At 34.4% G+C, this 24,862-nt stretch carries 16 protein-coding genes; 6 read left to right on the top strand and 10 right to left on the bottom strand.

The genetic code is table 11. The features are described 5' to 3' along the window. The 3 genes from ACN1CN_RS21900 to ACN1CN_RS21890 form a co-directional block, all read left to right on the top strand. Positions 1-1,037 (top strand): RHS repeat domain-containing protein (locus ACN1CN_RS21900; RefSeq protein ID WP_419137688.1); only part of this gene is annotated, 1,037 nt, incomplete at its 5' end. A gap of 7 nt (positions 1,038-1,044) precedes the next feature. Further along, complete coding sequence (locus ACN1CN_RS21895) at positions 1,045-1,593, top strand: hypothetical protein (protein WP_419137687.1); 549 nt, start codon at positions 1,045-1,047, stop codon at positions 1,591-1,593. Between the two features lie 786 nt (positions 1,594-2,379). Next, complete coding sequence (locus ACN1CN_RS21890; RefSeq protein WP_419137685.1) at positions 2,380-2,565, top strand: hypothetical protein; 186 nt, start codon at positions 2,380-2,382, stop codon at positions 2,563-2,565. Between the two features lie 272 nt (positions 2,566-2,837). On the opposite strand, the gene ACN1CN_RS21885 is transcribed toward ACN1CN_RS21890, so the two are convergent. From ACN1CN_RS21885 to ACN1CN_RS21870, 4 genes are all read right to left on the bottom strand, one after another. Next, on the bottom strand, positions 2,838-4,853 hold the full coding sequence (locus ACN1CN_RS21885) for a hypothetical protein (protein WP_419137683.1): 2,016 nt from the start codon (positions 4,851-4,853) through the stop codon (positions 2,838-2,840). A 148-nt stretch (positions 4,854-5,001) separates the two neighbouring features. Next, positions 5,002-6,468 carry a hypothetical protein gene (locus ACN1CN_RS21880; protein WP_419137682.1) on the bottom strand — a complete coding sequence of 489 codons (1,467 nt, stop codon included), beginning with the start codon at positions 6,466-6,468 and terminating at the stop codon, positions 5,002-5,004. Positions 6,469-6,704: 236 nt separating this feature from the next. Then, positions 6,705-8,405 carry a RagB/SusD family nutrient uptake outer membrane protein gene (locus tag ACN1CN_RS21875; RefSeq protein ID WP_419137680.1) on the bottom strand — a complete coding sequence of 567 codons (1,701 nt, stop codon included), beginning with the start codon at positions 8,403-8,405 and terminating at the stop codon, positions 6,705-6,707. 26 nt (positions 8,406-8,431) lie between these two features. Next, positions 8,432-11,683, bottom strand: a complete 3,252-nt coding sequence (locus ACN1CN_RS21870) for a SusC/RagA family TonB-linked outer membrane protein (protein ID WP_419137678.1) — start codon at positions 11,681-11,683, stop codon at positions 8,432-8,434. Positions 11,684-12,509: 826 nt separating this feature from the next. Between ACN1CN_RS21870 and ACN1CN_RS21865 the strand changes: the two genes are divergently transcribed. Then, a complete protein-coding gene (locus ACN1CN_RS21865) occupies positions 12,510-14,708 on the top strand; it encodes an alpha-galactosidase (RefSeq protein WP_419137676.1) in 2,199 nt (732 codons plus the stop codon). Positions 14,709-14,879: 171 nt separating this feature from the next. Here the strand turns inward: ACN1CN_RS21865 and ACN1CN_RS21860 are convergent, their stop codons facing one another. From ACN1CN_RS21860 to ACN1CN_RS21840, 5 genes are all read right to left on the bottom strand, one after another. Further along, positions 14,880-17,030, bottom strand: coding sequence for a peptidase domain-containing ABC transporter (locus ACN1CN_RS21860; protein ID WP_419137674.1), 2,151 nt, complete (start codon positions 17,028-17,030; stop codon positions 14,880-14,882). Next, positions 17,002-18,174, bottom strand: coding sequence for an HlyD family secretion protein (locus tag ACN1CN_RS21855; protein WP_419137672.1), 1,173 nt, complete (start codon positions 18,172-18,174; stop codon positions 17,002-17,004). The genes ACN1CN_RS21860 and ACN1CN_RS21855 overlap by 29 nt, the downstream gene beginning before the upstream one ends. A gap of 843 nt (positions 18,175-19,017) precedes the next feature. Beyond that, the gene (locus ACN1CN_RS21850; protein ID WP_419137670.1) at positions 19,018-19,485 is read right to left on the bottom strand and encodes a lysostaphin resistance A-like protein; all 468 of its coding nucleotides are present in this window, start codon (positions 19,483-19,485) and stop codon (positions 19,018-19,020) included. A gap of 114 nt (positions 19,486-19,599) precedes the next feature. After that, complete coding sequence (locus tag ACN1CN_RS21845; RefSeq protein ID WP_419137668.1) at positions 19,600-19,752, bottom strand: hypothetical protein; 153 nt, start codon at positions 19,750-19,752, stop codon at positions 19,600-19,602. A 182-nt stretch (positions 19,753-19,934) separates the two neighbouring features. Next, positions 19,935-20,096, bottom strand: a complete 162-nt coding sequence (locus ACN1CN_RS21840; RefSeq protein ID WP_419137666.1) for a class IIb bacteriocin, lactobin A/cerein 7B family — start codon at positions 20,094-20,096, stop codon at positions 19,935-19,937. A gap of 573 nt (positions 20,097-20,669) precedes the next feature. On the opposite strand from ACN1CN_RS21840, the gene ACN1CN_RS21835 reads away from it, so the two are divergent. Both ACN1CN_RS21835 and ACN1CN_RS21830 read left to right on the top strand, forming a co-directional pair. Next, positions 20,670-21,245 (top strand): helix-turn-helix domain-containing protein, encoded by a 576-nt coding sequence (locus ACN1CN_RS21835; protein WP_419137664.1) that lies wholly within the window; start codon positions 20,670-20,672, stop codon positions 21,243-21,245. Between the two features lie 229 nt (positions 21,246-21,474). Continuing rightward, positions 21,475-22,458, top strand: a complete 984-nt coding sequence (locus ACN1CN_RS21830; protein WP_419137663.1) for a hypothetical protein — start codon at positions 21,475-21,477, stop codon at positions 22,456-22,458. Positions 22,459-22,934: 476 nt separating this feature from the next. On the opposite strand, the gene ACN1CN_RS21825 is transcribed toward ACN1CN_RS21830, so the two are convergent. Continuing rightward, entirely contained in the window at positions 22,935-24,356 is a 1,422-nt protein-coding gene (locus ACN1CN_RS21825; RefSeq protein WP_419137661.1) for a PIN-like domain-containing protein, read from the bottom strand. Positions 24,357-24,862 lie beyond the last annotated feature (506 nt).

Here is a 24,862-nt window from a genome sequence, read left to right as displayed (position 1 = left end):
GAACTGCCATAAAAACAGATTATCTGGGAGGCTACCAGTATGACAGCAGTATTTTGAAGTTTTTCCCAACAGCCGAAGGTTATGTAGAGCCTTCTGGAAGTTCTTATAAATATATCTATCAGTACAAGGATCATTTAGGTAATGTTCGTTTGAGTTATGATAAAACACTGGCCATTAAAGAAGAAAATAATTATTATCCGTTTGGATTAAAACACGAAGGCTATAATAATGTTAAAACTGGTGTAGAGAATAAGTATAAATACAACGGAAAGGAATTGCAAGACGAACTAGGACTGAATATGTATGATTATGGTTCTAGACTTTATGACCCTGCAAGAGCTGGTTGGAGCAATATTGACCCATTAGCAGAGAAAATGAGAAGATACAGTCCTTATAATTATTGTTTCGATAATCCTCTGCGTTTTACTGACCCAGATGGTATGTCTCCAAAAGACATTATTTTACCAAAAGATGAAGCTCAACGAAAGATTGTTGTTCAAGCTATAAATGAATTAAAAAGTTCATCAGCTACAGCTAAAGCTTATATTGAAAGAATTGAAAATGACAAAACTAATCATGTTACAATTAATGTTGATTCTGGTAATAGAGTGCCTACAGGTTTTCTTCCATCAGACAGAAAAGGAGCTTCAACTGAAGGAAAAGGTAGTGGTGGTACTATAACATGGAATCCAACTCAAACTAACATTGCACCAGACAAGCTTGTTGATGGTACTTCAAAAGTAGAACCATCTAGAGCACTTTTAGAGGAATTAGTTCATGGTTCCAGAGCTGTTGGAGGAGAAACAGCTGTAGGTGATTCTAAAGCAGGCTTGGAAGCGGGATGGGATACTGTAACAGGAACGGCCAATGAAGAAATAGAGACTAATACAATTGTTAATCAATCTTTATCAGAAATGGGACAAGGAGATAAACAAAGAACAACTTACACTATGAGTGCAACAAAAACTGATGAAGAAGGAGCTCTTTTAGGTTCTAAAAAAGTAGCATTACCGATACCAATTGTACCAAAAAAATAATAGAACTATGAAAGAAAAAATATTGTACCTATCGATAATGATCTTATTTTTTAATACTATAGTAGCGCAAAAACTTGATAGTATCGTTCAAAGATGTAGTATAATTGAAGAAACATTTGATAAAAGTTCTATGAGAAAGTTTTTGAAAGCTACAACTTACAGAAGAAATATAATCGATAAATTTAGTGAAGATAATTCTTCATATGCTTTTTTGTCGATTCAAAATGATGATGTAATGTATGCTTTTCTAAAAAATGGAGTATGGAAAATAATATTGAATGACGAAGAATTTACAGTTAAAGACAAGACTTTAATTTCTAAAATTAATAACTACTCTATTAAAAATACAGTCTATAAAGCTGCTTGTCCTGATGATTATGTAATGTATGATGCAAGTATTGGTTTGCAGGCTTTTTGGATTAAAAAGTATTCTGAAATAAAATTTTTGTATTATTCTACAAAGTACGATGTTTTCTCTCTAGATAATGATTCACAAAAAAAAATAAAACTATTAATGGAGATTAATGAACAATTTAAAGAGAGTAGAAGAAAATGACAGTAAAAATCGTTTAGATTGTTAATCAGTATTCATAAAAAAAGAACTAGATACAAGCCACTCTATCACGGAGTGGTTTTTGCTTTTATAAGCAGTATCAAACGTACCAAAAGAGCTAAATATAGACGTACATTCTCCTGCTTCCGCTAGGCAAATCCTCATTTAATTTGTAATCATGATTGGTTTAACCTCCCCCACTCTGCGAAGAGTTCTTCTAAAAAGTTGTGCAAATGTCTCTGACTTTGCGCTTTTTTTATTTCTTAGAAATTGTAATCTTGATAAAAACCTTCCGACTTTTTACGGTTATTTTTTAATATTGTTTTTTTTTCTTTGCTAGGAAATGCATCTAAGCATTTTAGTTTTACAATCAAATACTTTATGACTGATTCGTTTTAAATTGCATATTTGTAAGTTGGCACAAAGTCGGAGACACTTTGCGTATCAGGGTTACTAGCCATCATCGTGCAATTTAATCAGAAGATGGCTAACCAAGGAATATTCTATAATCCTTCTTTTGAAAAGTATAAAAAGTAATAAATTATATAACTTATGAAAAGCATCTTTTTAACAATTATTATATTTTCGGCCTTAAATTTTAATGTAAAAAACGAACCTCCAAAAGTTGATAATCAATATTTAGAATTTTTTTACTTCAAAGGGAATAAACATTTTCCTTTTAGACTTAATTGTAAATCTATACGAAGTGAGATGTTTTGAGATGATATAAAATATAAAAAAATAGAAAATAGAGAATATATCGAGAGATTCACTAAGGAATATGAAAAATTGAAAACTGAAAAAAAGCAAAATGAGATAGATGTGCGTATGCAAATAATTTTTCATAATGGTAAAATCACAGATACCATTTGCTTGGGAAGTCATTTTGGCATCAAAATTAATGGAGTAAGGAAAAAAGATTCTAAGTCTTTTTTAAATGTAATTCAAGAAAAAATGTATGAATCCGAAAAATAAAAGTATAATAAAAACAGTAACATATTAAGCAGTCATTTTCTAAAAAAAAACCTGGGTAAATAACAAGTAAATACAGTTGTTTAAGAACTTACTAGTTTCATCTCCGCAAAGCGATCTTATGAAACTCCATACAAGCCTCTGAAACTTCACACTTGTATGTTTCAATAAAGTTCAAAAAACAAAACCTCGCTGGATGGCGAGGTTTTGTTTTTAAAAGCTTTGGAGCGAGTAAAGTTTTAGTAAAAGAACTCGCTTTTAATTTTGGTCTTACTTTATTGAAGGCTGATGTTTACTGTACTTCCGTCTTCGATAACTTTTTTGTTGATTATTTTTTTACCTTCAGAGACCGTTATTTTTAGTTTTTTATCAACTCTCTCCACGGTGATGTCAAAATCTTTTTCGAACGCGTTGATATGGCGCATTTTCATGATCGACCAGGATTTAGGAAGACGTGGCGTGAAGTCAAAACGGTGCAGATCTGTCGGTCGGATACCAAATAATCCTTCGGTGAAAATTCTGCAATACAAACCACTTTCTGCCGAAAGATGACGCTGATCGCCTTCCGGATAGGCCTCTACAGGGTAGGGAACATGGTCTCCCAACAAACGGCGATTGGAATAATAATGTAAAAAATCAAGTGCTTTATCTGTTTCTCCCGCTGCGAGCACACCTCGTAAGGCGTACAAAGTCGAACGATCCCAGAAAATTTTATCACCGGCTACACTGGCAAGTCCGTCTTTGGTCCATAATCGAGGAGAGAATAGGGCGTTTATCGTTCCTTCTTTTCTATCGTACATGCCCATTGTGAGCGGTGTGCAGATCCAGGCTCTTAAAACGTCATTTTCTTTGTAGTATTTGTAAGTTTCAAAACCTTCGACTTTAGCTCCGAAATATTTCTCAATAGCTGCTTTTAGTTTTTCAGCCTCCGCCTTGTAGGTTTTAAGCTGTGCTTCGTTTTTTCCGAGTGCTTTGCCTAGATAAATAGCAGAATTCAAAGCATCATAGTACAAAGATGAGGTGTTCAGATTTGCTTTCCCTGCAGGAAGACGACCTTCAAGCTCATCAGAATCGGAAGTTACTACGCCATCAGAATTTAATTTTCTATGACAATATTCCAAACACCACTCAATTAAGGGCCATAATTGTCTGGCTTCATCGGTATTACCTCTCGAAAGCGCATAGCGCGAAGCTCCGTAAGCAATCATTGCTCCGTCTCCACGATCACCAGCTCCGGCCCAAATATCAGTACCTTCGGCAACAATCGAACTCGGAATGGGTTTGTACTCTTTGTTCATGAATTTTGCAAATTGCAGATAAGCATTTAATGACGCCTGATTGCCATATTCATATCCTAAAAAAGGAAAGAACGGACCAATATATTCTGCCTGATCATTGGCCCAAATGGCCGCGTAGTAAGATTCTCCTCCTGGTCCGTGCATAGGACCGCCTTTCGTATCAAAAATACTTTCGGAAGCTCTGATTTTGGCAAAAGCAAATTCGGTATTCAAAACCTGATCGGGTGTTTCTAAGATCAGTTTGTTCCATATTTCATTGATAAATTGGATGCGTTTGTCTTTTTCTTCGGCTGTATTAACAACCGGAGCTTGTTCGCCTGCTTTGACACCGGAGTAGAAAACAGAAAAACTAACCGTCTCATTGGTTTTGAGATTATAGTTTCCTGAATTAAAAAGATCTACATGTAGCGTATAACTACCTTCTTTTCCTTTTGCCGGATCTGTAGTATAAACGGCATTCGATTTTGGAATTTCTACTACACAGTTTTTATCAGAGATGTTTTTTAGAGTGTAAATTTCGCAATAACCTGCCAAAGTGGTTGAAGGGAAAAATTGTCTGGTTAATTCAAGTGTATTACCGGCTTTACTTTTTACGAGCAATGTTCCGTTAAGGGTTAGTGAAACCACTTTTTCTGCCGCAATAGGTTTATAATTCACAGTTACCTGATTAAAGCCATCCTGTGCAAACCGGCGTGTTAAACTGGCATGGGTGTTATTAGGAATTGTTCTGAGCATTGGCCAGACCAAACTACGGGTAGCGTGAAAAGAACCGTCAGCGGCAACACCGTATCTTAGAACACAGGAAACTTTTTTACCACTCATTTCAATATGATCTTCGTGCGGAATGTTGTTGTTTATTTGCCAGGAAATAGAACCATCCTGATCGATTAGCCAGCGACGGTCTTCTTGCGAAAATGCTCTGCTTGTCATGAAGCAAAAAGCGACAATGGCAAATAAAAGGTGTTTTCGTCTTTTTTGAAAGGATCTCATCATTAAGTTTATTTTGAAATTAAGGTTTGTTCGTGGGGTGTATTGGTAAGGTATTTTAAAAAATAACTACCGCCAGCAGCTTATTATTTATCGTATTAGTAGTATTTGTTTGTGTTGTTTATTAGATAAATTTTTTTTAGTTGTTTTATTATTATTTTAAAGATGCAGTTGCTTTTTGTCCTGAATCTAGCGGGACATCAACAAATGTATAGGAATTTCCGTTATCATCTTTTTTATGGCTGGCGGTAATTTTTTTATTGTTTAGAAGTATCGTTTCATAATTTCCGGAGAACATAATTCTGGATTGAATCGGGAGTTTTCCTTTGTTATGAAGCGTTGTTTCCCTGGTTTCTTGTTGTACAGATAGGAGTGTATTTAAAATGGGCAAGTTGTCTAATTCAGAGGTGGTGTTGTTTTTTCCACGGTACAAAGTAGTGATTGTTTTTGTTGTCGCATCAGGTTCTATTCCCATATAACCGTGGACAATGCCTTCGATTACCCCATACGAAACTTCGGGATATTCTCTTCTTTTTGTAGCAGGATCTGTTAAATGTAAAATAGTTTCGTAAGCCTTATCTCCAAAACCGTACTTGTATAGTAAAAAAGGGAGATAAGATAAATTTTCGACATTGGTTTTTTGTGAAATAATGTGTTCAATTGTTTTTTTAGTGCGGGTAGCATCAGTTAAAGCATCAAACCATAAGAGAAAAAGTTCTCCGCCGTCTTTGCTGAAATTTCCGTTACTGGTATAGATAACATTATAGGTTGAGGTGGTGTTGTCCCACCAGTTTTGTTCAATTTGTTGTTTGTATTTTGCGGCTTTTTTTTCGAAGAATTCCGCTTTCTGATTCTCTCCTTTTTGTCTTAAAACAGCAGAGTAGGTGAGCAGGCCACGGTAAATGGCGGCAACTAAATCTACACCCATTTTTAAACCCGGAATTCCTTCGGAGTAGGAGGCAAGTCCGCGGCATTTATGAAAATCATCTTTTATATTAAAGGGTACCGTAGCGTTTGGAAATTCTGGTCTTGTTAACAAAGAGTCCGCATCAAGCACCCAGCGTTCAATATAGTGGGTTGCCGATTTTTCGAAGAAGTTTTCAAATTCAGGATTTTTGATATAGCTTTCGTCTCCTGTCCATAAATACAATCTCCAGCAGGCAAACATTACATCAAAATTACTGTTGAGGTTGTACCAGAATTCTTTGTCATTTCGGTAATCCTCTGGTGCCGGTTTTCCATATTTATTGATTTCCCAATACGAACACCAGTCTTTGCTTTCTGAAATATTTTTGGCAAAAAGCGAAAGCATGTTTTTGTTCTCTTTATATAATCCGAGTATCTCCGCGCCAATACTTTGGTGTGCTACATCCCGCATACAAAAAGCAGCTCGGGAAGGAAGTGCCGCTTCATACCAGGGACCAACCGGATCATTTGAATTTCCCTTGTAGCTCAGGGCCATCGTTTTTGCACGGTTAAAAGCCAGCTCTATGGCAGGATCTGATGATTTGAAAGTTGTAGTGTTTTGACCAATTGCCGTAAAAAACATACAACAATTTGCAACTATAATTATAAATCGATTCTTCATAACACTATTTTCTAATTGGATTGATTTTACCATTAGGGGTACAATTTTAAAAGCAAACCCACACAATTTACAGAGTGGGTTTGCAGAATTACCAGTTTTTTCGATCGACTATAACCATGACACTGATAATTTATTAAAATGCATTAATTCCTTTTACACCTAGAAACATAGATTTTGTATTCTTTTTTACGAAGAGTGAAACCTACGTTTCCAGGTGTTTAATTAAACTTTTATAAATTCTATTTAGAGAGATGCTGTAATCACAAATTCTAATTATAACCCGGGTTTTGAGTCAGATTTGTTCGGTTCGTTTCATTCCTTGGAATTGGCAATAAATAATGCTGAGGTTTGAAAAAACGATCCTGTACTTTCGTATAAGTATAGGTTTTTGACCCGTCGCCATTTTTGGTAATTACAACTCCCATCAAAGGTTTATTTTCTGTTTGCTCGGCAATTTTCCAACGACGAACATCATAATAACGAAACCCTTCCAGACATAACTCAACCTGTCTTTCATTACGAATTTTGTTTTCTAAAGTTGTACCGGTCAAACCTGTCAACGGATTTGTTATTCCTGCACGCTGTCTGATCGCATTTAAATATTGTATGGCTGTTCCTTCATTACCCAGTTTGAATTGCGCTTCAGCATAATTCAGATAAATTTCGCCTAAGCGGGAAATAATCCATGCTTTGTTTGTTTGCGTTTCATTGTTGTAATTGTATGTTGTATCACAGTATTTACGGAACGTGTAACGCGTTTTACTGGCATTCCAGGTATCCCAACCTTGAGGAGAATCTAGTCCTCCTTCATAAAACTCCGCTTTATTGGAGCTTCCGGCATCGTAACGATCTTTGAAAAATTCTGGTTTTCCATAAGCACGTCCATCGTACACTATGTTTTTGTAAAAACGAGGATCTCTGTTTACATAAGGTTTTTGTGGATTATAACCGGATGATGGGTCGGTAATGTCTTTTCCGTCGGCAGTTCCGTACGCGTCAATATGACTCTGGCTTGGCGCAAAATTGGCCCAACCGTGGAAACCACTCGGCGAATTAAACATTTCTACACCATTAAAAGCACTCCATTGCGGATCTTTACTGGACAAACGTGAGCAGATAATTTCTGAATTATTAGTAGTAAAAAGATCTTCATACTTTTTGTCATAAAGCTGGTAAATGTTTAAGTCAATAACCGCTTTTGCTGCGTCTGATGCTTTTTTCCATTTAGTAAGATCATTAGTAGTATTCCATTGCGGACTTGCAGCATAAAGCAATACTCTTGATTTAATAGCAAGTGCAGCACCTTTAGTAATTCTTCCAAGACTTGAAGAGGATAATGGTAATGACTCAGCAGATTTGTCTAATTCGGTAACGATAAAATCAACGCATTGCTCATAGGTACTGCGATCCACGTTAAAATTACTGTTTAAATCAAAAGGAGCTGTGATCAGTGGAACTCCGCCATAATCGCTTGTTAGTTTAAAATAAGCGTAAGCTCTTAAAAAAGTCACTTCCCCTTTTAATCTGTTGCGGGCAGCTTCGTCACCCGGAACATTATCAATTCGGGACAAAAAGATGTTACAGTTTTGAATAGTAGCATAGGTAGGTTTCCAGATATCAAAATCACTTGCATTATCAGGTGTTAACGCTCCTGAATTTAGAGTCCAGATGTCGTAATCGTTAAAATTATTAAAAGCTTCGTCACAGGCAGTCGACAAAATCCAGCTGCGGTTTGTTTTGTCGTTCCAGTTGTGTTGCGTGCTTGGTAAAACATTGTACAGATTGTTTGCAAAAGCTTCAGCAAGTTTCAGATCATTCCAAACCGTTGCATCGGTATACGAATCCAAAGGAACTTTGTCCAGAGGATCTTCGCTGCAGGAAGTAAAAGAGGCAATTGTGATACAAAAAGAGGCAAGGATAAGCGCCTTCTTTTTTATAGTGATTAGTGTATTGGTTTTATAATTTTTCATGTCTAGATATTTTTTTTGTTGCACCATTATAATTCAATAGTTACACCGACTCTGTAGATACGGGTTTGCGGATAATTGATTCCTGTTGTATTGTTTGTTTCAGGATCAAGATTGTACTTTTTCATGTGATCGATGGAAAACAAATTAGTTCCTCCCGCATAAATTCTCATATTCAACACGCCAAATCTGGAAAGTGCATTTTGTGGTAAAACATAGGATACTTCCAATGATTTTAATCTAAAGAAAGAGGCATCTCTCAACCAAAAATCGGCCGGAATATTATTTTTATTATCAGAGTCATTAAAGGCGACAGGATATTTAGAATTCGGATTGTCTGCTGTGTATCTGTCATTGTATAACCAGGTTGGCGGTGCAACGATTGCTCCTTGTCCTTGTGGAAGAATCATTTGTTTGGCCTTTGATTGCCCTGTCCACAGTAAATCAATAGAAAAACCTTTGTACTCGGCTCTCATCGGAATACCGTAAGCAATTTTTGGGGTAGCCGATTGCGGAATTCTAACTTTATCATTTGAAGTGATATTACCATCACCATCTGTATCTTTTACCCAAATATCTCCCGGTTTTGCCCCTTCAAAATGAGCAGAATTGTCTACATCTGCCTGAGTGCGGTAAATGCCGTTTGTTTGATAAACTAACCAGGAATCAATTGCTTTTCCGGTTGATTTTTGCCATTCAGGAATGTTCGCAGCCTCGTCACGAAACAACACTTCACTTTGTGCATAGGTAAGATTAAAACCAACACTGTATTTGAATGGGTTACTGGTATCGGCATAATTTATAGACCAGTCAACTCCTCTGTTAACCGTTTCTCCGATATTTTCTTTAGGAAGTGCCAATCCGGTGTATAAAGGCACAGACGCATTTCTAGCCGTTAAAATATCAGATCTTTTGTTACTGAAATAATCAAATGTGGCTGTTAACTTGTTGTTTAAGAATCCAAAGTCAAGACCAACGTTTGTAGAGTGCTGTACTTCCCAGGTAATATTTGGGTTAGGCGTAGCCGAAAGATAGATGCTGTTGTTTAAGGTATAATCGGAACCAAAATAACTGTAATTCTGTTGGTTCGTCGTTAACTGATATCTGGTTAAGAAAAGATACTGGTTCGGATAGAACACACCATTAATCCATTCGCCCAAATCATCATTACCCATTTTTCCCCAGGAAGCTCTTAATTTAAGCTGATCGATCGCTTTGATATTGTTTTTGAAAAAAGGCTCTTCAGATATTTTCCAACCTGCTGAAATTGCAGGGAATAACCCCCAACGAGTTGCGGACGGGAAGTTGAAAGATCCGTTGTAACGGGAAGAAATTTCAGCAAAATATTTATTGTCATAATTATAACCAATACGGCCTAAGTAACTCGCTCTTCCATCCTGATAAGCACTTCCGGTTGCATTTTGTCCTTTGGTACCTCCGGTAAAAATTTGATCTAATTGGTCACTTAACAAGTCTCTTCTATAAGCGACTGTTTCGGTTTTGTCGGTAGTAGTTTGCTCGTATCCTACAAAGGCATTAAAAGCATGTTTGTTGAATTTACGATCGTAAGCTAACTTTAAGAAGTAAGTATTTTGATTCGTAATTTGCTCGTTTTGCAATACACTCGTTATACTTGTACTGTTTTTTACGTTGTTGTAACTGTCATTTGTCTTATCATAAGAATAAGCATCCCATGGTTTGGTGAACTTTTTCTGACTGCGAACATTGTAATCAAAAGCAGCATAACCGTTTAAAGAAAGGCCTTCTGTAATCTTTGGCAATTTTAGGTCGAACCCTATTTTTGGGTTTACGATTAAGTTTACGACTTTGTCATAACCTGCCGCCGAAGAGGACATTAAGATAGGGTTTCTTCCGTTGGCAATTCCTGAAGATGGTAAACCATTTTTCCAGTAAGCCGGAATAAAAGGATACATACTTACCGTTTCGTGCATAATGCTTCCAATACTAACAGCCGGGTAATTTCGGTCCTCTTTACGGGTTGCGATATCCAGGTTAACTTTTAAGTTTGAAGAGATATTCACATCAATATTCGATCTTAAGTTAAACTGTCTGTATCTTTCGTCACTGTTTCTAAGATTACTTTCCTGGTTTAAATACTGACCGGAAAAGAAATACTTCACCTGGTCATTACCTCCGTTTACAGAAAGAGAAACGTTAGCCTGCGGAGCATCTTTTCGGTACACCTCTTTTAACCAGTTTGTACTCGTGTAATTCGGATCGTTGCCCGCTTTGTATTTGTCGATATCAGATTGTGTATAAGGAAGCGTTGTACCTTTGTTGGCATTCAGTTCGTTATAGTACGTCATGTATTCCCAGGAATTAACCCTTTGGTCCATTCTTGTTAATTGCTGAATCCCATAAGAACCATCAATTTTAATCGTTGGTTTTCCAACTTTACCTCTTTTAGTGGTCACAAGGATTACTCCATTGGCAGAACGAACCCCATAGATGGCAGCCGATGCGTCTTTCAAAATCGTAACCGACTCAATATCATCGGGATTAATTCTATTCAAATCACGATCCGGAATACCATCTACGACTACCAGTGGGCTGGTACCTCCTCCAAAGGAATTAAATCCTCGAATTAAAAGGCTGGAACTGTCATCACCCGGTCTTCCCGAACGATTATTGGCAATTACTCCCGACACACGTCCGGCAAGACCGTTTGAAACGTTTGCGGAAGCATTTTGGGTCAGAGCCGATCCTTTAATAGAGGCAATTGCTCCGGTTGTAGTACCTTTTTTCTGAGTTCCGTACCCCACGACAACTACTTCATTTAAGGTTTGATTTTGCTCTTCAAGTTGAATAATTGAGGCATTCGCGGCGGTAACTTCTTTCGTTACAAAACCTGTAAATGAAATAACCAGTATACTGTTAGAATCCGGAACGTCTATTGAAAAATTACCGTCGAAATCAGTAGTCACGCCAGTTTTGGTTCCTTTTATTGTAATGTTAACTCCCGGTAAAGGCTCCCCTTTTGTACCGGTTACTTTTCCTTTAATTGTTTTTTGTTCTGTGAATAAAAGAGCAGAACTGTTTGTAGCATCCAGTCCGGCAATAGTTAATCTTCTGTTGGCTGCATTACACTCTATAAGTGGAGTGGAATTCAACTTCGACGAAAATTTGATGTCTTTAGATTCCGCTGCGGTCGAAACCTGTAAGCTCATAGCAAATAGAAATCCCGATGTTAGCTTGGTAACCTTCCAGATTTCAGTAGTAAGCCAATCATATTTTGGCTTGTCTTTGGTTAATAATTTCATGGTTTTCTTGGTGGTTTTTTGGTTAGTAATGTGTTCTCTAATTTGACACTAACTGATCACTTTCTTTTCTTCTTATAAACAAACAAGATGCGTGGAGTACTTGCTGTTTGTTTGTGAAAAAGAGATCAATGTGAAAATCAAAAGTATAAACGTTCGACACTTTTACATACCAGTACCTACCAGTTTTTTTACGATATGTTTAAAAAAATGTTTTAAAATAAATTAATATAAAAAGTAAAGTGGATAATATATGAATATAAAGCATAAATTTAAGAACGACTTAGAATTAAGGAATTTTCTTGTTTTTATAGCTTGTGCAACGAATGAATGATCTGAGAACGGGAGGAAGAGGGGAGAATTTTTTGGCAAATTTAAAAGTGGGAAATAGTTGGGGCCAAATAGTAAAATAGTCTTGTTCTAAAGCTCTTTTCCGGATTTCTGAAATGGAGATTTTTAGTACTCAAAAAGATTTTTTTCGCTCCAAAACGGACAAAATGAGATTGCATTAGAATTTTTGTTTTAATGATAAAAATGACCTTTGATGAGGTTAAAAGTGGATAATATAGTATCATAATTAAAAATTTGATACTATTTAAACAAATTACTTTTTGTAATGCGCCAAAATAAACTGGTGGGTACTGGTATGGAGCAACCTGTGATTATTATACTTTTGGAACTCGTTTTTACATAAATGATTAGCGTAATGAGAAGAACACTATGACGCAATTGGGATCTCAGCATGCAAAGGAGCGAAAGGGTGTTACTACTAAAGAATTTTGCAAACCATAAATAAGAAAGAACCACTTATTATTACCAAACCAATTTTATGAAAAAAATACTATTTCTATTCGCTTTTACATTCCTGTTTTGTAAAGCTAACGCGCAGGATGGACAAATCCAGATCGAAACTCAAAATACTGCTTTGATCTTAAAAGTGGGAAAAAATGGCTTGCTCTATCAGTCGTATTTAGGAACGAAACTCAAAGATAACTCAGCATATACGGCAGTTTCAAAAGAGAGTACCAAGACATTTGTTATAAACGACGGAAATCCCCTGGTTAATTTAAGACATCAGGCTTATCCAACCTACGGAACAGAAAATTTGTTTGAACCGGCCATTAGAATGACACATAATGACGGTAATCCCTCTTTGGAATTAAACTATGTAAGCCACAGTACACAAAAAATAGATGCCAATACTGCCGAAACAATCATAAAACTTAAAGATCCTGCATATCCGGTAGAAGTTACGCTGCATTATAAAGCATTTTACAATGAAAACACAATTGAGCAGTGGACGGAAATTGTGCACCACGAAAAAAAGCCAGTTATGTTATACAATTATGCATCATCAATGCTGCATTTTGATGCCGATAAGTACTGGTTAACTCAATTTCACGGAGACTGGGCCAAAGAAGTTCGCATGCAGGAAAGCGAATTAACAAGCGGTACAAAAGTGATTGATTCGAAATTAGGAGTTCGCACGAATATGTACCAAACACCGGTTTTTTTCTTATCACTTAATGCTAAGGCTAATGAAAATTCAGGAGAGCTTGTAGCGGGAACGATTGCCTGGTCCGGAAATTTTAAGTTTGCTTTTGAGTTGGACAATAAAAATTCACTGCGAATCAGTTCAGGAATTAATCCATTTGCTTCCGAATACAATCTTCAGCCTGGAAAAATATTTACAACACCTTCTTTTATATATACTTTTTCAAATAAAGGAAAAGGGCAGGCCAGCAGAAACCTGCATTCATGGGCCAAAAAATACGGGGTTAAAGATGGTGAAAAATCTCGTCTAACCTTATTGAACAACTGGGAAACTACTTTTTTCAACTTTGATGAAAAGAAATTGACAGACATGTTTGCCGATTCCAAAACTTTAGGGGTTGACATGTTCCTACTGGATGATGGCTGGTTTGGAAATAAATATCCGAGAAGTGGCGACAAATCAGGTCTTGGAGACTGGCAGGCTACCAAAACAAAATTGCCAAATGGTATCGGTTTCCTGATGCAGGAAGCAGAAAAAACAGGAGTAAAATTCGGAATCTGGATAGAGCCCGAAATGGTTAATCCGAAGAGTGAATTGTATGAAAAACATCCGGATTGGGTATTGAAATTGCCCAACAGACCTGAAAGTTATTACCGTACGCAGTTGGTTTTAGATTTATGCAATCCACAAGTGCAGGACTTTGTATTCAAAACGGTAGACGATATTATGCAAACCAATTCAGGAGTAGCTTTTTTTAAATGGGATTGCAACCGAATGATGACCAATGCCTATTCCACTTATTTAAAAAACCAGCAGTCGCATTTGTTTATTGAATACACTCAGGGTTTGTATAAAGTTTTGAACCGAATTAAAACGAAATACCCAAATTTACCAATGATGCTTTGCGCCGGAGGCGGTGGAAGAACGGATTATGGATTGCTGAAGTATTTTACAGAGTTTTGGGCAAGTGACAATACCGATCCTTTCAATAGAGTATTTATACAATGGGGTTATTCACAGTTTTTTCCGGCCTTTTCGATTTGTAATCACGTAACATCATGGGGAAATCAATCGATTAAATTCAAAACCGATGTGGCGATGATGGGTAAGCTGGGCTTTGATATTAATGTGAAAGAACTTAAAGAAAAAGAATTGAAATACTGTCAGGATGCAGTGGCTAACTACAAACGACTGAGCCCGGTAATTTGGCATGGTGACCTGTACCGCATCATTTCTCCTTATGACGAAAGCCGCGCTGTATTAATGTATGTGAACGAGTCAAAAAGCAAGGCTGTATTGTTTTCGTATACCCTTCATCCGCTTTACGATCCGCAGTACAATGCCGTTCGTCTTCAGGGCTTAGATCCAAATAAAACCTACAAAGTAGAAGAGATCAATCTAATGCCCGAAGCAAAGAAATCTCTCGAAGAATCCGGAGAAGCTTTTACAGGAGATTACTTAATGAATGTTGGATTACGAGTTTCCTCTTCTAAAGTTGAAACAAGCGTTGTCCTTGAAATTACCGAATTATAGTTGAATTAGTTTCTATAAACAAAAAGCCTTTCTATGGAGCGTACTCCACTTTGAAGGGCTTTTTTAATTTCTGTGGCAGCTGTGGTTAGCTTTTATTTTAGAATTGTATTAAATTTTGAATGAGTTAAATAGTTAGATCTCATACTTAGGAGTACTACAAAAAACTATGATTTAAATTAAACTCTGCTTTTTCCATAAGTCAAAGTATTTGTCTTTTTTTTCCAGTAAAAAATGATGATTGCCCGATTCTACAATTTCTCCGTTTTGCATAACCATAATTTTATCAGCATTGGCAATCGTACTTAGTCTATGGGCTATGATAATAATGGTTTTGCCTTGTTTTTTGAAGTTGTCTATGGTTTGTTTAACAATCATCTCAGAGCTTGTATCCAATGATGATGTTGCTTCGTCCATCAATAAGATTTCAGGGTTTTTGTATAGTGCTCTTGCAATTGCAATTCGTTGTTTCTGACCTCCTGATAACAAGGCCCCATTTTCACCTATTTGGGTTTCAAAACCATTAGGTAATTTCTCTGCAAATTCAATAATTCCCAACTGTTTTGATAAGTCTAAAATTCGTTGAATATTGGGAAACGAATCACCTAAAGCAATATTTTCAATTATAGTACCCGAAAGCAAATTGAGTTGTTGGGGAATTACCCCTACTATATTCCTTAAACTTTGGTAGTGAAGGAAGTTCGTATCGTATTCTCCAATGTAGATTTTACCTTCTTTAATTGGATATAAATTTTGCAGCAATGAAATTAAAGTTGTTTTTCCGCTGCCACTTTCTCCTACGATCGCCGTTGTTTCATTCTTTTTGAATATGGCATTGAAATTCTTAAAAACTTCCAGACGGGATCCATATCTAAAAGAGACATTTTCGAACTTTATATCGCCCAAATTTTCTTTCTTTAATTCAATTTTATTTTCTGTTTGTTCTCTTTCTAAATCCATAATTTCAAAAAGCCTATCGGCAGCAATTAAGGCGTTTTGAGCCGTTTTATTCATACTTATTAAAGAGGCAACCGGTGAAGTAAAGTAACCAATCAAAGCATAAAAGGAAAACAGTTCTCCCGGGGTAATTGCTCTGTCGATTACATACCCGGATCCAAACCACATTAAAATTACTGTAAATCCAGAAGCTAAAAACTGTGTAGAAGTGCCCGCAAATACCCCGTTTAAGCCTGATTTATAAGTGCTAAACAATAATTTTACGAATTTGTTTTCAGTTTTTAAATTTGAAAATTCTTCTATTCCAAATTCTTTCACCGTTCTGATATGTGTAATACTTTCGACCAATTGAGTTTGCAGTTCGGCCGCATTCTCCATGATATTTCGTTCTACTTTTTTATTAAATTTATTTAAGACAAAGTATATTATGGCATAAAATGGAATTACAAGAAGAATAACCAAAGCAAGTTTCCAATAATAGGTAAACATTAATGCAAACGAGAAAATCACAATAAAAACATTCACAATCATTTCGATCGTAACTTCATTTATAAACGAACGTATTTTTACGGCATCATTTATTCGTGAAATAATTTCGCCTATTTGCATGGTGTCAAAAAAGCGCTGTGGCAAATGCAATAAATGTTTGTAATACCCCAGGATTAATTTTGCATCGATTAATTGTCCGGTTTTCATCACAAAAATGCTTTTTTGGGAACCGATATAAGCCTGAAGCAAAATAATAGCGATCATAGAAAAGCTTAGTAAATTAAGGAGTCTTCGATTGCCATCTACCAAAACATAATCGGTGATTTTTTGTATGTAAACAGACATTGCCAATCCTAAAACAGTAAACAATAGGGCACCAGCCAATGCCTGAATTAAAATGGTTTTGTGTGGCTGAATTAAATTCCAAAATCGCTTTAGGGGTGCCGTTTTTTCATTTCGTGTTTTAAAATCATCATTTGGTGCAAAGAGAATCAATACTCCGGTCCATGTTTTCTGAAACTCTTCGGGGCTATAGATTACTATTTTTCCAAGGCCCGGATCCATGACCGTAATTTTAGATTTCTCTACTTTGTAAATTACTACATAGTGCTGCAACTGTTCTTTAACAACAATGTGGGCAATTGCGGGAAGCGGAATTTTATCTAAAGCATCTAAACCTCCTTTTACTCCTTTGGCAGTAAAGCCCATTTTTTCTGCACCTTCAATAATCCCCAGAACATTTGTACCACGTTTATCGGTATTGGCAAACTGGCGTATTCTGGCTATAGACAGATTAACTTTAAAATGATTTCCGATAGAAGCCAGACAAGCAGCACCACAATCTTTAACATCATGTTGTTTTATTTTTATTGAAGCCATTTTTTTTAGGATCTGATATTTGTTTCGGGTTTAACCAATCGTCTATTTTGTCAAATAACAAATCGAATAAGCTTCTGCGGGTTATTAAGTATCTTGTAGTTAAGGTCATTCCTTTTGAAACAGTGGTTGTATAACCTGATTGTAATCGGAGCGTTCGGGAATCTAAAGCACAGCGTACTTTAAAAAAAGCCTGTTCGTCCTGTAGGGTTATATTGCGGTCAATATCGATTACTTTTCCTTTCAGCATGCCCCATTGGTTATAGTTGAAGGCATCTAACTGAAATTTTACGACTTGATTTTTCTTAATTAAGCCAATATCATTTGGAGAAACATTAGATTCGACTATTAGATGATCTGCCGGTGAAATTGTAGCAATAGCTTGTGAAGCATTTAAAAAAGAACCTTTCTGAACGCCGGAATAATTTTCTATTGTGCCGGAAACAGGGGCTAAAACAACATAGTTATTAGACTCTGCCTTTATTTTGCCGACCGTTCCGTTGAGGTTTTTTAAACGATCTTCCAGATCTCTCTTTTGATTTTCCCAGGTCAATTTTTGCTGACTTATAAAACTTTGTAAGGCTTGCTCGGCTAAACGCAATTCGTATTGAAGTTTTTCAAAATCGGCCTTAGCAATAATCTCTTTGGCATACAGAATTTTATTGCGGTCATGATTTATTTGTGCCTGTGAAATTTTGCTTTGTAGTTCATTTTTTCCAAACTGAAACTTCAGTATGTCTTCCCGTGCTGCAGCTGTCGATAAATGAGTGGTTTTATTTTGTAATAGATTGGAAACATCTTTTAACAATGCTGTAACCGATTCTGACAATGTATCCTGAGTTTTTCGATCACTCTCCAGATTTTCCTTAGAAATTTTGATAAGTGTATCTCCTTTTTTAACAAACGCATTATTTTTCAAGCCAATCCAATTAACTCTTCCGTTTACGATAGTTGAAATCGGAACATTGTCCGTTTTACTGCGAATAATACCACGACTCTGACTACTGATATCCACTTTAATAACACGTAAGAGTACCAAGAAAGCAATGATAGACAAGAGGATGATAAAGTAGATCGAAAAACTCTTTGTTTTGTTTTTGGCGATAAGATTTTCAAGAGTATTTATTGGGTCCGAACTAAAGTTCATTCTTCTTTTATTTTAAAAAATGCCCCGTAAAATGCCCAACGAAATAAATAGATGTTGCTATCAAAATAATGATATTGATACGTTTTAATAATTTTAGATCGTGATTCATAGCTTGTTGAGAATTAGTTTAGTAAATAGAATAATGCCTCTCCACATGCCATACCAGCAAAGTATAGAAAACAGGTAAGGATTATTACTGTGTAAATTATAGTTAGTGTTTGTTTGTCCTTTTTACCTAAAAAAGTCTCGCTTAATTTGTTTGATTCCATAAAAAGTATATTATTTTTCGGGCTTAATTTTACTCCCGCGTTAATAAATTTATATCGTATTCTCTTTATTGTATTGCCAAATATTACACATTTAAAAGATTAATGCTTTAAAAAATATAGTAAGACAACAGTAGCTATACTATAAATTTAGCTTCCAAAAATTATTACAAATTGCTTTAAACTTTTCGTTCGTTGCCTCTAATTTTAAAATAAGCAGAGATAAAAAGGATAAAAAATATTAATTTATAAATTCTATACACCCAAATAGGAACTACAATAAAAAATAACTCTTGAACCCCATCTTTAATTAACGATGTGATGAATCCAACGCCAAATAATACACCTAGAATTAGAAAGCCGTATGTAGATAATTTCATTTAATACAGTATTATAGTAATGTTGTTATATAATCGATCCTTCAAATCCAAAATCTCAAAACTTACAAAATCAGGATTTCAGGAGTGGGATTGCAAAACACCTATTGGTTTAAATATCATAAGATAAAGTGCACTATGAATAGTATGAGGTGATTAAGTATAGGGCGTCTATGATTGCAATTTTTGCACCAACCAATTTAAGGGAAGTAAATTTTCATGATAAAGACAATACCGTTATAAATCGTGTGTGCAATTAATGTGATTAAGACTGAATTTTTAACGCTTCTGCCTGTTACATACAAACCCGCTAACAAGATACCAGCAACAAAAGCAAATAAAAAATAAAAAACATTATAGAGATGCATTAAGGCAAAAATCAAAGCTGATACTAAACAACAATACTTGAGTGCCATTTTTTGGCTTTTGCAAATTTCAATAACCGCATATTGGAATAAACAAGTCTCAAGAAGTGGGGCTACAATAACAAATAAAACTATTTTCTCATTAATCGTGTAATTTTCATTAAACCCTTTGTTTAAATTACTACTAAAGAACTCTGCAAGAACGTTAAAAGTATAACTGTTTAAAAGGTTAACGAGAATTACAATTACTATTAGTTGCCATTGTTGAAGATCTTGAATGATTTTTTTTAGTTTTGAGATCATATGTTTTGATTTCAATAAAGATTAATAAAGAGGCTGTTTTAAGACAGCCTCTTTAATTTTGTAAAAAAAGGTTCTTTAAACTCCGCTAGCTCTACTTTTTCTCCCTTAGTAATATTACCAAGCATAATCAATTTCATATGCTCTTGATACTCCCATAAGGTAAGAATGACCAGCAAATCTAATAAATTCGCCAACTCTATAGGCAAACGTAACTCCACCACAAATTTCTTGTGCTTCACTATATTCTAATTCTGTTAAATTTTCCATGATTTAATAATTTTATATTTAAAAATAGTTTTTAAAAAACTCTTCAATAGCATTCCATTCTGAAAAGACATATGAAAGAAGAATGAAAATAGTAACCCTTATAATATTTTTTTTAAGTTTTTTTCTGTCAATATTTTGAAATGTATCTTTCATCGAATACTATAATTTAGACGTTTTATATGTTAATCTTTACATGGGAGACCACGAAGACCTCTTTCAAAATTATCCCAATCCGCAATGCATGCAGTCGCGATAGCACCTAAAATTACTCCCCAAATGCCTCCATCAATTTCTTGTACTTCCTGAGCATTAAGCTCTACCAAGTTTAAATTTTCTAAATTCATAATTTTATGTTTTAAATTGTTAATACTTAATTGCGGTTTATTTTTTTTCGCAATCCTCAGTTTTTTGATTCCTCAAATTTTGAATCAGTGTATTGTAATGGCCAATTACATTTAAAAAGTTAATTAATTCTTGCAGTAGCGCAAATATGTAAAAATTATCTTACCTTAATTATTTCAAAGCTAGGCAAAGAACAGATTACTCGCAAATGTTAGATATCGAAATTCAGGAATATCGATACCTAATTCCTGAATTTGAAATAAATACATGTTTAACTTGTTGGTTTTTAGTTTGTTGAATCTTTTTTGGAGCCTTGTGTTTTTTAGGTATTTATACTTCAAATTCTATAAAGTTGCTTTATTTTTGTAGGAAATTAAATATATATGATTCATTATAGGAACTATATTCTCAAATTTTTATTACTCTCTACCGTTCTTCTATATGCACAAAATTCAGGGAGAGGCCCGGTAAAGCTGTCTTACAAAGAACTTAAGGTATCTTTTTGGAATAATGAGGGAAATAAAAAATTTCAAAAAGAATATAATACTCTCTATTTGATTTTAGAAAAAGAAAACTTGACAAAATCAACTATAAATGATAAAACCGAATTGCATTGGAGTATTGGGGTATTATTTTTAGTCGTAATTATTGCCGCATTTGTTAGGTTTTATATATATCGAATCAAAAAGAGACAGCCATCTCAGTTTGAAAAAGGAATACACAGATCAACAAATAATGAAATAGAAGTCAGAAGTGTCAAATCTGGAATCGAAAATATTGGTATTAACGAAGAATTAGTTGAACAAATATTAGAGAAGTTAACTCACTTCGAAAAAACAAAAGGGTACTTATTCTCAAACGTTACGGTTCAGTCACTGTCAAGTACTTTTGAAACGAATAGTAAATATGTTTCTAAGGTGGTCAATACCTATAAAGAAAAAACATTTGTACAGTATATTAATGATTTAAGAATTGACTATGCTTTACAGTCTTTAGAAGAAGATTCTAAATTACAGAAGTACACCATTCAGGCGCTGGCTGTTGAGTTTGGCTTTAATAATGCGGAATCGTTTTCAACCGCATTTTATAAAAAGACCGGTATTAAACCTGTTTATTTTATTAAACAACTCGAAATACGAAAAGATGTTTAAAGTCTTTGATTTACGTTAATTTTAAGATGTTACCCACGAAAAGCCTTTAAACATTGAATTTACCAACTTTTTTTGTGGATCCGCTGAGGCTACAATTAAATAGTTTATCTCAATCTTATCATCTTTTACAATCTTAAAATAGAGCATTAAAAAAACAGGTAATTCTACGTGGATGTAAGATTTTATTTTGGTTTAGATTTATTACTCAAACCAAAACAGTAGAAAAATCATGCAAAACAATGAAAATACACCCATTCCAATCGGATGGGTTGGTGGATTTCCACCAGCGGGTTCACCTATGTTATACCCAACCAGAGATCTTTCCTCTTTACCGATGTTAAGTAATATGGATAATATTAGTTTTTTGCAACGCCAGCTTGGTGTAAGGTGGCCTGAGTTTAGTTGGGAAACACAAAAAGGAAGTTTTGACCCGAAGAGATGTTATCAGCAATTTGCGCCTTATATTTCGAGAGCTGGTTATACGGATGAAGGAAGAGTATATTCTGTTATCTGTCCACAACAAGGGGTCTGGCTTAAAGATGAAATTTGTATCAATGTTGAGGTTACTGTTACCGGTCAAAGAGGTTGGGTTAATGAAGTGACAAAAGAAGTCGCAATAGACATGACTGTTGAGGGTAAAATTTGGTTGACACCAAACGAGCAGCAAGGGGATAAGATAAAAGAAATTTGGCCTCTATTGGAATATAGTTTTCCAAAATTTCCATTGAATAAAGAGAACGCGATAAGAGTTACTACACACGAACAGAATAATCCCGATCAGCCGATTTTTAAAGTGATACACGGATTAAACCCTCAATTTGATAATCCTTCGTTTGCATTACATGGCGATCAGGCATTTGCTACGGCCTATCTTGCCGTTGAAATTGGGGATATTAAGTTGACTAAGGATAAAGTAGTTGATGGTTTTAATGAATTAATAATGAAAGCTTTTAACCTTGGTTCAGGGAATATGCTCCAGGCGGGAAATACTTTGTCGTGGAATCTTTGGTTCACAGAACCAGCCTTGGTAAATAAGGAGGAATGGAAAAATCATGCTAATTTTTGGAGAGATTCTATTGATGTACATCATCGTTCTCCTACCGGAAATGGTACTGATGCCCGATATTTTGACGGAACTACATTTAACCCTGAAGAAAATGCAGTAGACGAAATAATTAAAGATATTATCGACTATGTTATAAAACATCTTTAGGTCGTTACAGTTTGTTTGGATCTTACTCGCAATAAACAAACCAGTATAAAAAAAGGAAGATATGTTTAAGTATCTTCCTTTTTTTGTGGAGTTGCTGGGATTTCAATTGAACATGTAATACCTATATTGATGTTTATAGATAAGGTTGCGAAAAAGTTCTGAGTTTATATTTTTTTATTTTAAAAATTTAAAAATTACATCCTTTTATTGAATAAATAATATTAGTTGTTTGATAATGTAGTAACTCAGAAGGAATAATCTAAGATTATTATAAATGATATTTTATTTAATACTTATCTCTAAAAAACATCTTAAATACGAAAAAGAGTTTGTTTTTGCTATATATAATTTGATCTAATTCACAACAATACTTCACTTCAGATTTCAATGTAAATAAAAAATACTTTAATCTATTAACCCAGTATATAGAAAAACTTATTCATGATTTACAAGTTTGTTAATTTGTTAATTTTTTCTTAATTAATAGTATGTCGTACTTTCCTTGCTATTTTTTCCCCTTCATCATTAAATCCTATCAGATATTCCACTTCATTTCCAATTTCAAGTAAAGCGAAATCGTCCTTATTTTCTAAAAATTGCTGATGAAAATAAAGATTTTCTGGTTGATGAGAAATAAAACCGATGCCTCTAAACTGATTAATATGGCTAATAGTACTTTTAAAAGTCTGCATATTCGGATCATTAAAATCGTATTTAATAAGCTGAACAGCAGTAGCTTTTAATTTACCATTAAAATTAGTTCCTATTTGAAACTTTACTACATCATTTATATTTAAACTTCGGAAATCACCATCAAAATCTGCATGACTAAAAAATATATTCCCATCATTAGTATAAATAAAACCAAATCCTTTAACTGTATCAATACTTATTATTGTGCTTTCAAACTCTTTTATGACTTCGCTTATCTCTTTTTGAGCATTATATAATATTTCATTTGTTGAATTATGAATATTTTCAAAAGAAATTTCGGTCAGTGTTTTTTCTGCATGAATAATATAGAAAATCTCTTCTGTTAATCTGTAGGTTTGTTCGATGTAATGGTTATGTGGATTTTTATCAAATTGTAGCCAATCTCCTTTAGTTACATCATTCGTTAAGAAAATTATAGAGGTATTGTGTTCTTTCATATACTTCAATGCCTCATGATATATTATGTAATCTCCAATCGCATCTTCTTTAGTCTCGCCACAACCTGGTAATGCAATCTTCCATCTACTTACTTCTTTTTCGTTTTTATACGCAGTAACCTGCTTCTCGTATTCTTCAGTTAAGAAATTAACTTCTTCCTCCTCTAAAGCTTCAGTAATTTTGAATTTAGAAACTTTCTCCAGTAAACCATCAATTAACGCAATATTTTTATTATTAGAGGTAGTTTCTTCTACCCTGTCTTTTATCTGTTTTATGAATGTATCATCGTTTAAGGTTGCTTTTACTTCTTCTTCTATTTCCTGAAGCTTATTAAATAAATCTGGATAATCTTGAGATAGAATTTTCTTTTTGTTGTCACGAAAGTTTTTTAAAAGCCCTTCAATATCACCCTTTACTTTCAGATAATCTTCAGAAATTTTATTTAATGGTCCAAAAAAATCTTTTTTAATAACGGTTAGTCTATTTCTAAGAAATTCTTCTTCAATTTGTTTTGTTAAAAAAATTCTATCTTTTAATTTATCAAGAAATTCTACAAGTTTTTCCTTTTCAGTTTGTGACATCCCATAATAGCCCAAAAGTATATTTGTATCAAGAAGAATTGGAAGTTCACCTTCCAATTTTGAACAGGAATCAAAATTGTTAGCATATTTTCTTAAAGCAGAATTAGATATAGCCACTGTCAATTTTGCAAAAGGATTGAAATAGAAATCTTTATTTATTTTCATCTTATAGCAACTCCATTAAAATATATTAAAAAAAAATCTTAATCATTAATCTAAAATAAATTAATTGTAAAAATCGATCATATATTTAATATAGCAGTAAGTAGAAATACCTAATTTCACAAATAAAAATAAAAATTATTTAGTGAAAATTAATACTGTTAGTTTAAAAAAAAATGCCTTCTGTAAGTTAGAAGGCATAAATTAGTGATTTCATATTTAATTATCTTTTAGTGTATTATTAATCTCAACATTTACTAATGAATCTAACTCAATTGGCAGTAAAGCAGGAAATCTCGACAATATACTAGAATATAAATCTATTTCTGCTTTTGGTGAGGTAACAGTCAAAACTAAAGCAAATTTCACTTTAAGATCTTCTAACTGGAAAAACCGGTCAATTTGACCACCTAATTCCGGAGTAAATTGACCACCCGTTCCGGAGCAAACTGACCACCTGATTCCGGAGCAAATTGACCACCAGGTTTTGTGGTTAATTAACGATTAAA

It is taken from the genome of Flavobacterium sp. T12S277, from assembly GCF_048514875.1.
In the GTDB taxonomy this organism is placed as follows: Bacteria; Bacteroidota; Bacteroidia; order Flavobacteriales; family Flavobacteriaceae; genus Flavobacterium.
The sequence above is the reverse complement of the archived record's forward strand: the minus strand, read 5'-3'. Positions and strand labels throughout refer to the sequence as shown.

Coding starts and splice junctions, on each gene's coding strand:
- ACN1CN_RS21855 (WP_419137672.1), bottom strand. CDS start 18,174: ATGAACTTTAGTTCGGACCCAATAAATACTCTTGAAAATCTTATCGCC.
- ACN1CN_RS21875 (WP_419137680.1), bottom strand. CDS start 8,405: ATGAAAAATTATAAAACCAATACACTAATCACTATAAAAAAGAAGGCG.
- ACN1CN_RS21870 (WP_419137678.1), bottom strand. CDS start 11,683: ATGAAATTATTAACCAAAGACAAGCCAAAATATGATTGGCTTACTACT.
- ACN1CN_RS21860 (WP_419137674.1), bottom strand. CDS start 17,030: ATGGCTTCAATAAAAATAAAACAACATGATGTTAAAGATTGTGGTGCT.
- ACN1CN_RS21880 (WP_419137682.1), bottom strand. CDS start 6,468: ATGGTAAAATCAATCCAATTAGAAAATAGTGTTATGAAGAATCGATTT.
- ACN1CN_RS21825 (WP_419137661.1), bottom strand. CDS start 24,356: ATGAAAATAAATAAAGATTTCTATTTCAATCCTTTTGCAAAATTGACA.
- ACN1CN_RS21895 (WP_419137687.1), top strand. CDS start 1,045: ATGAAAGAAAAAATATTGTACCTATCGATAATGATCTTATTTTTTAAT.
- ACN1CN_RS21840 (WP_419137666.1), bottom strand. CDS start 20,096: ATGAATTTAGAAAATTTAAACTTGGTAGAGCTTAATGCTCAGGAAGTA.
- ACN1CN_RS21865 (WP_419137676.1), top strand. CDS start 12,510: ATGAAAAAAATACTATTTCTATTCGCTTTTACATTCCTGTTTTGTAAA.
- ACN1CN_RS21845 (WP_419137668.1), bottom strand. CDS start 19,752: ATGGAAAATTTAACAGAATTAGAATATAGTGAAGCACAAGAAATTTGT.
- ACN1CN_RS21850 (WP_419137670.1), bottom strand. CDS start 19,485: ATGATCTCAAAACTAAAAAAAATCATTCAAGATCTTCAACAATGGCAA.
- ACN1CN_RS21885 (WP_419137683.1), bottom strand. CDS start 4,853: ATGATGAGATCCTTTCAAAAAAGACGAAAACACCTTTTATTTGCCATT.
- ACN1CN_RS21830 (WP_419137663.1), top strand. CDS start 21,475: ATGCAAAACAATGAAAATACACCCATTCCAATCGGATGGGTTGGTGGA.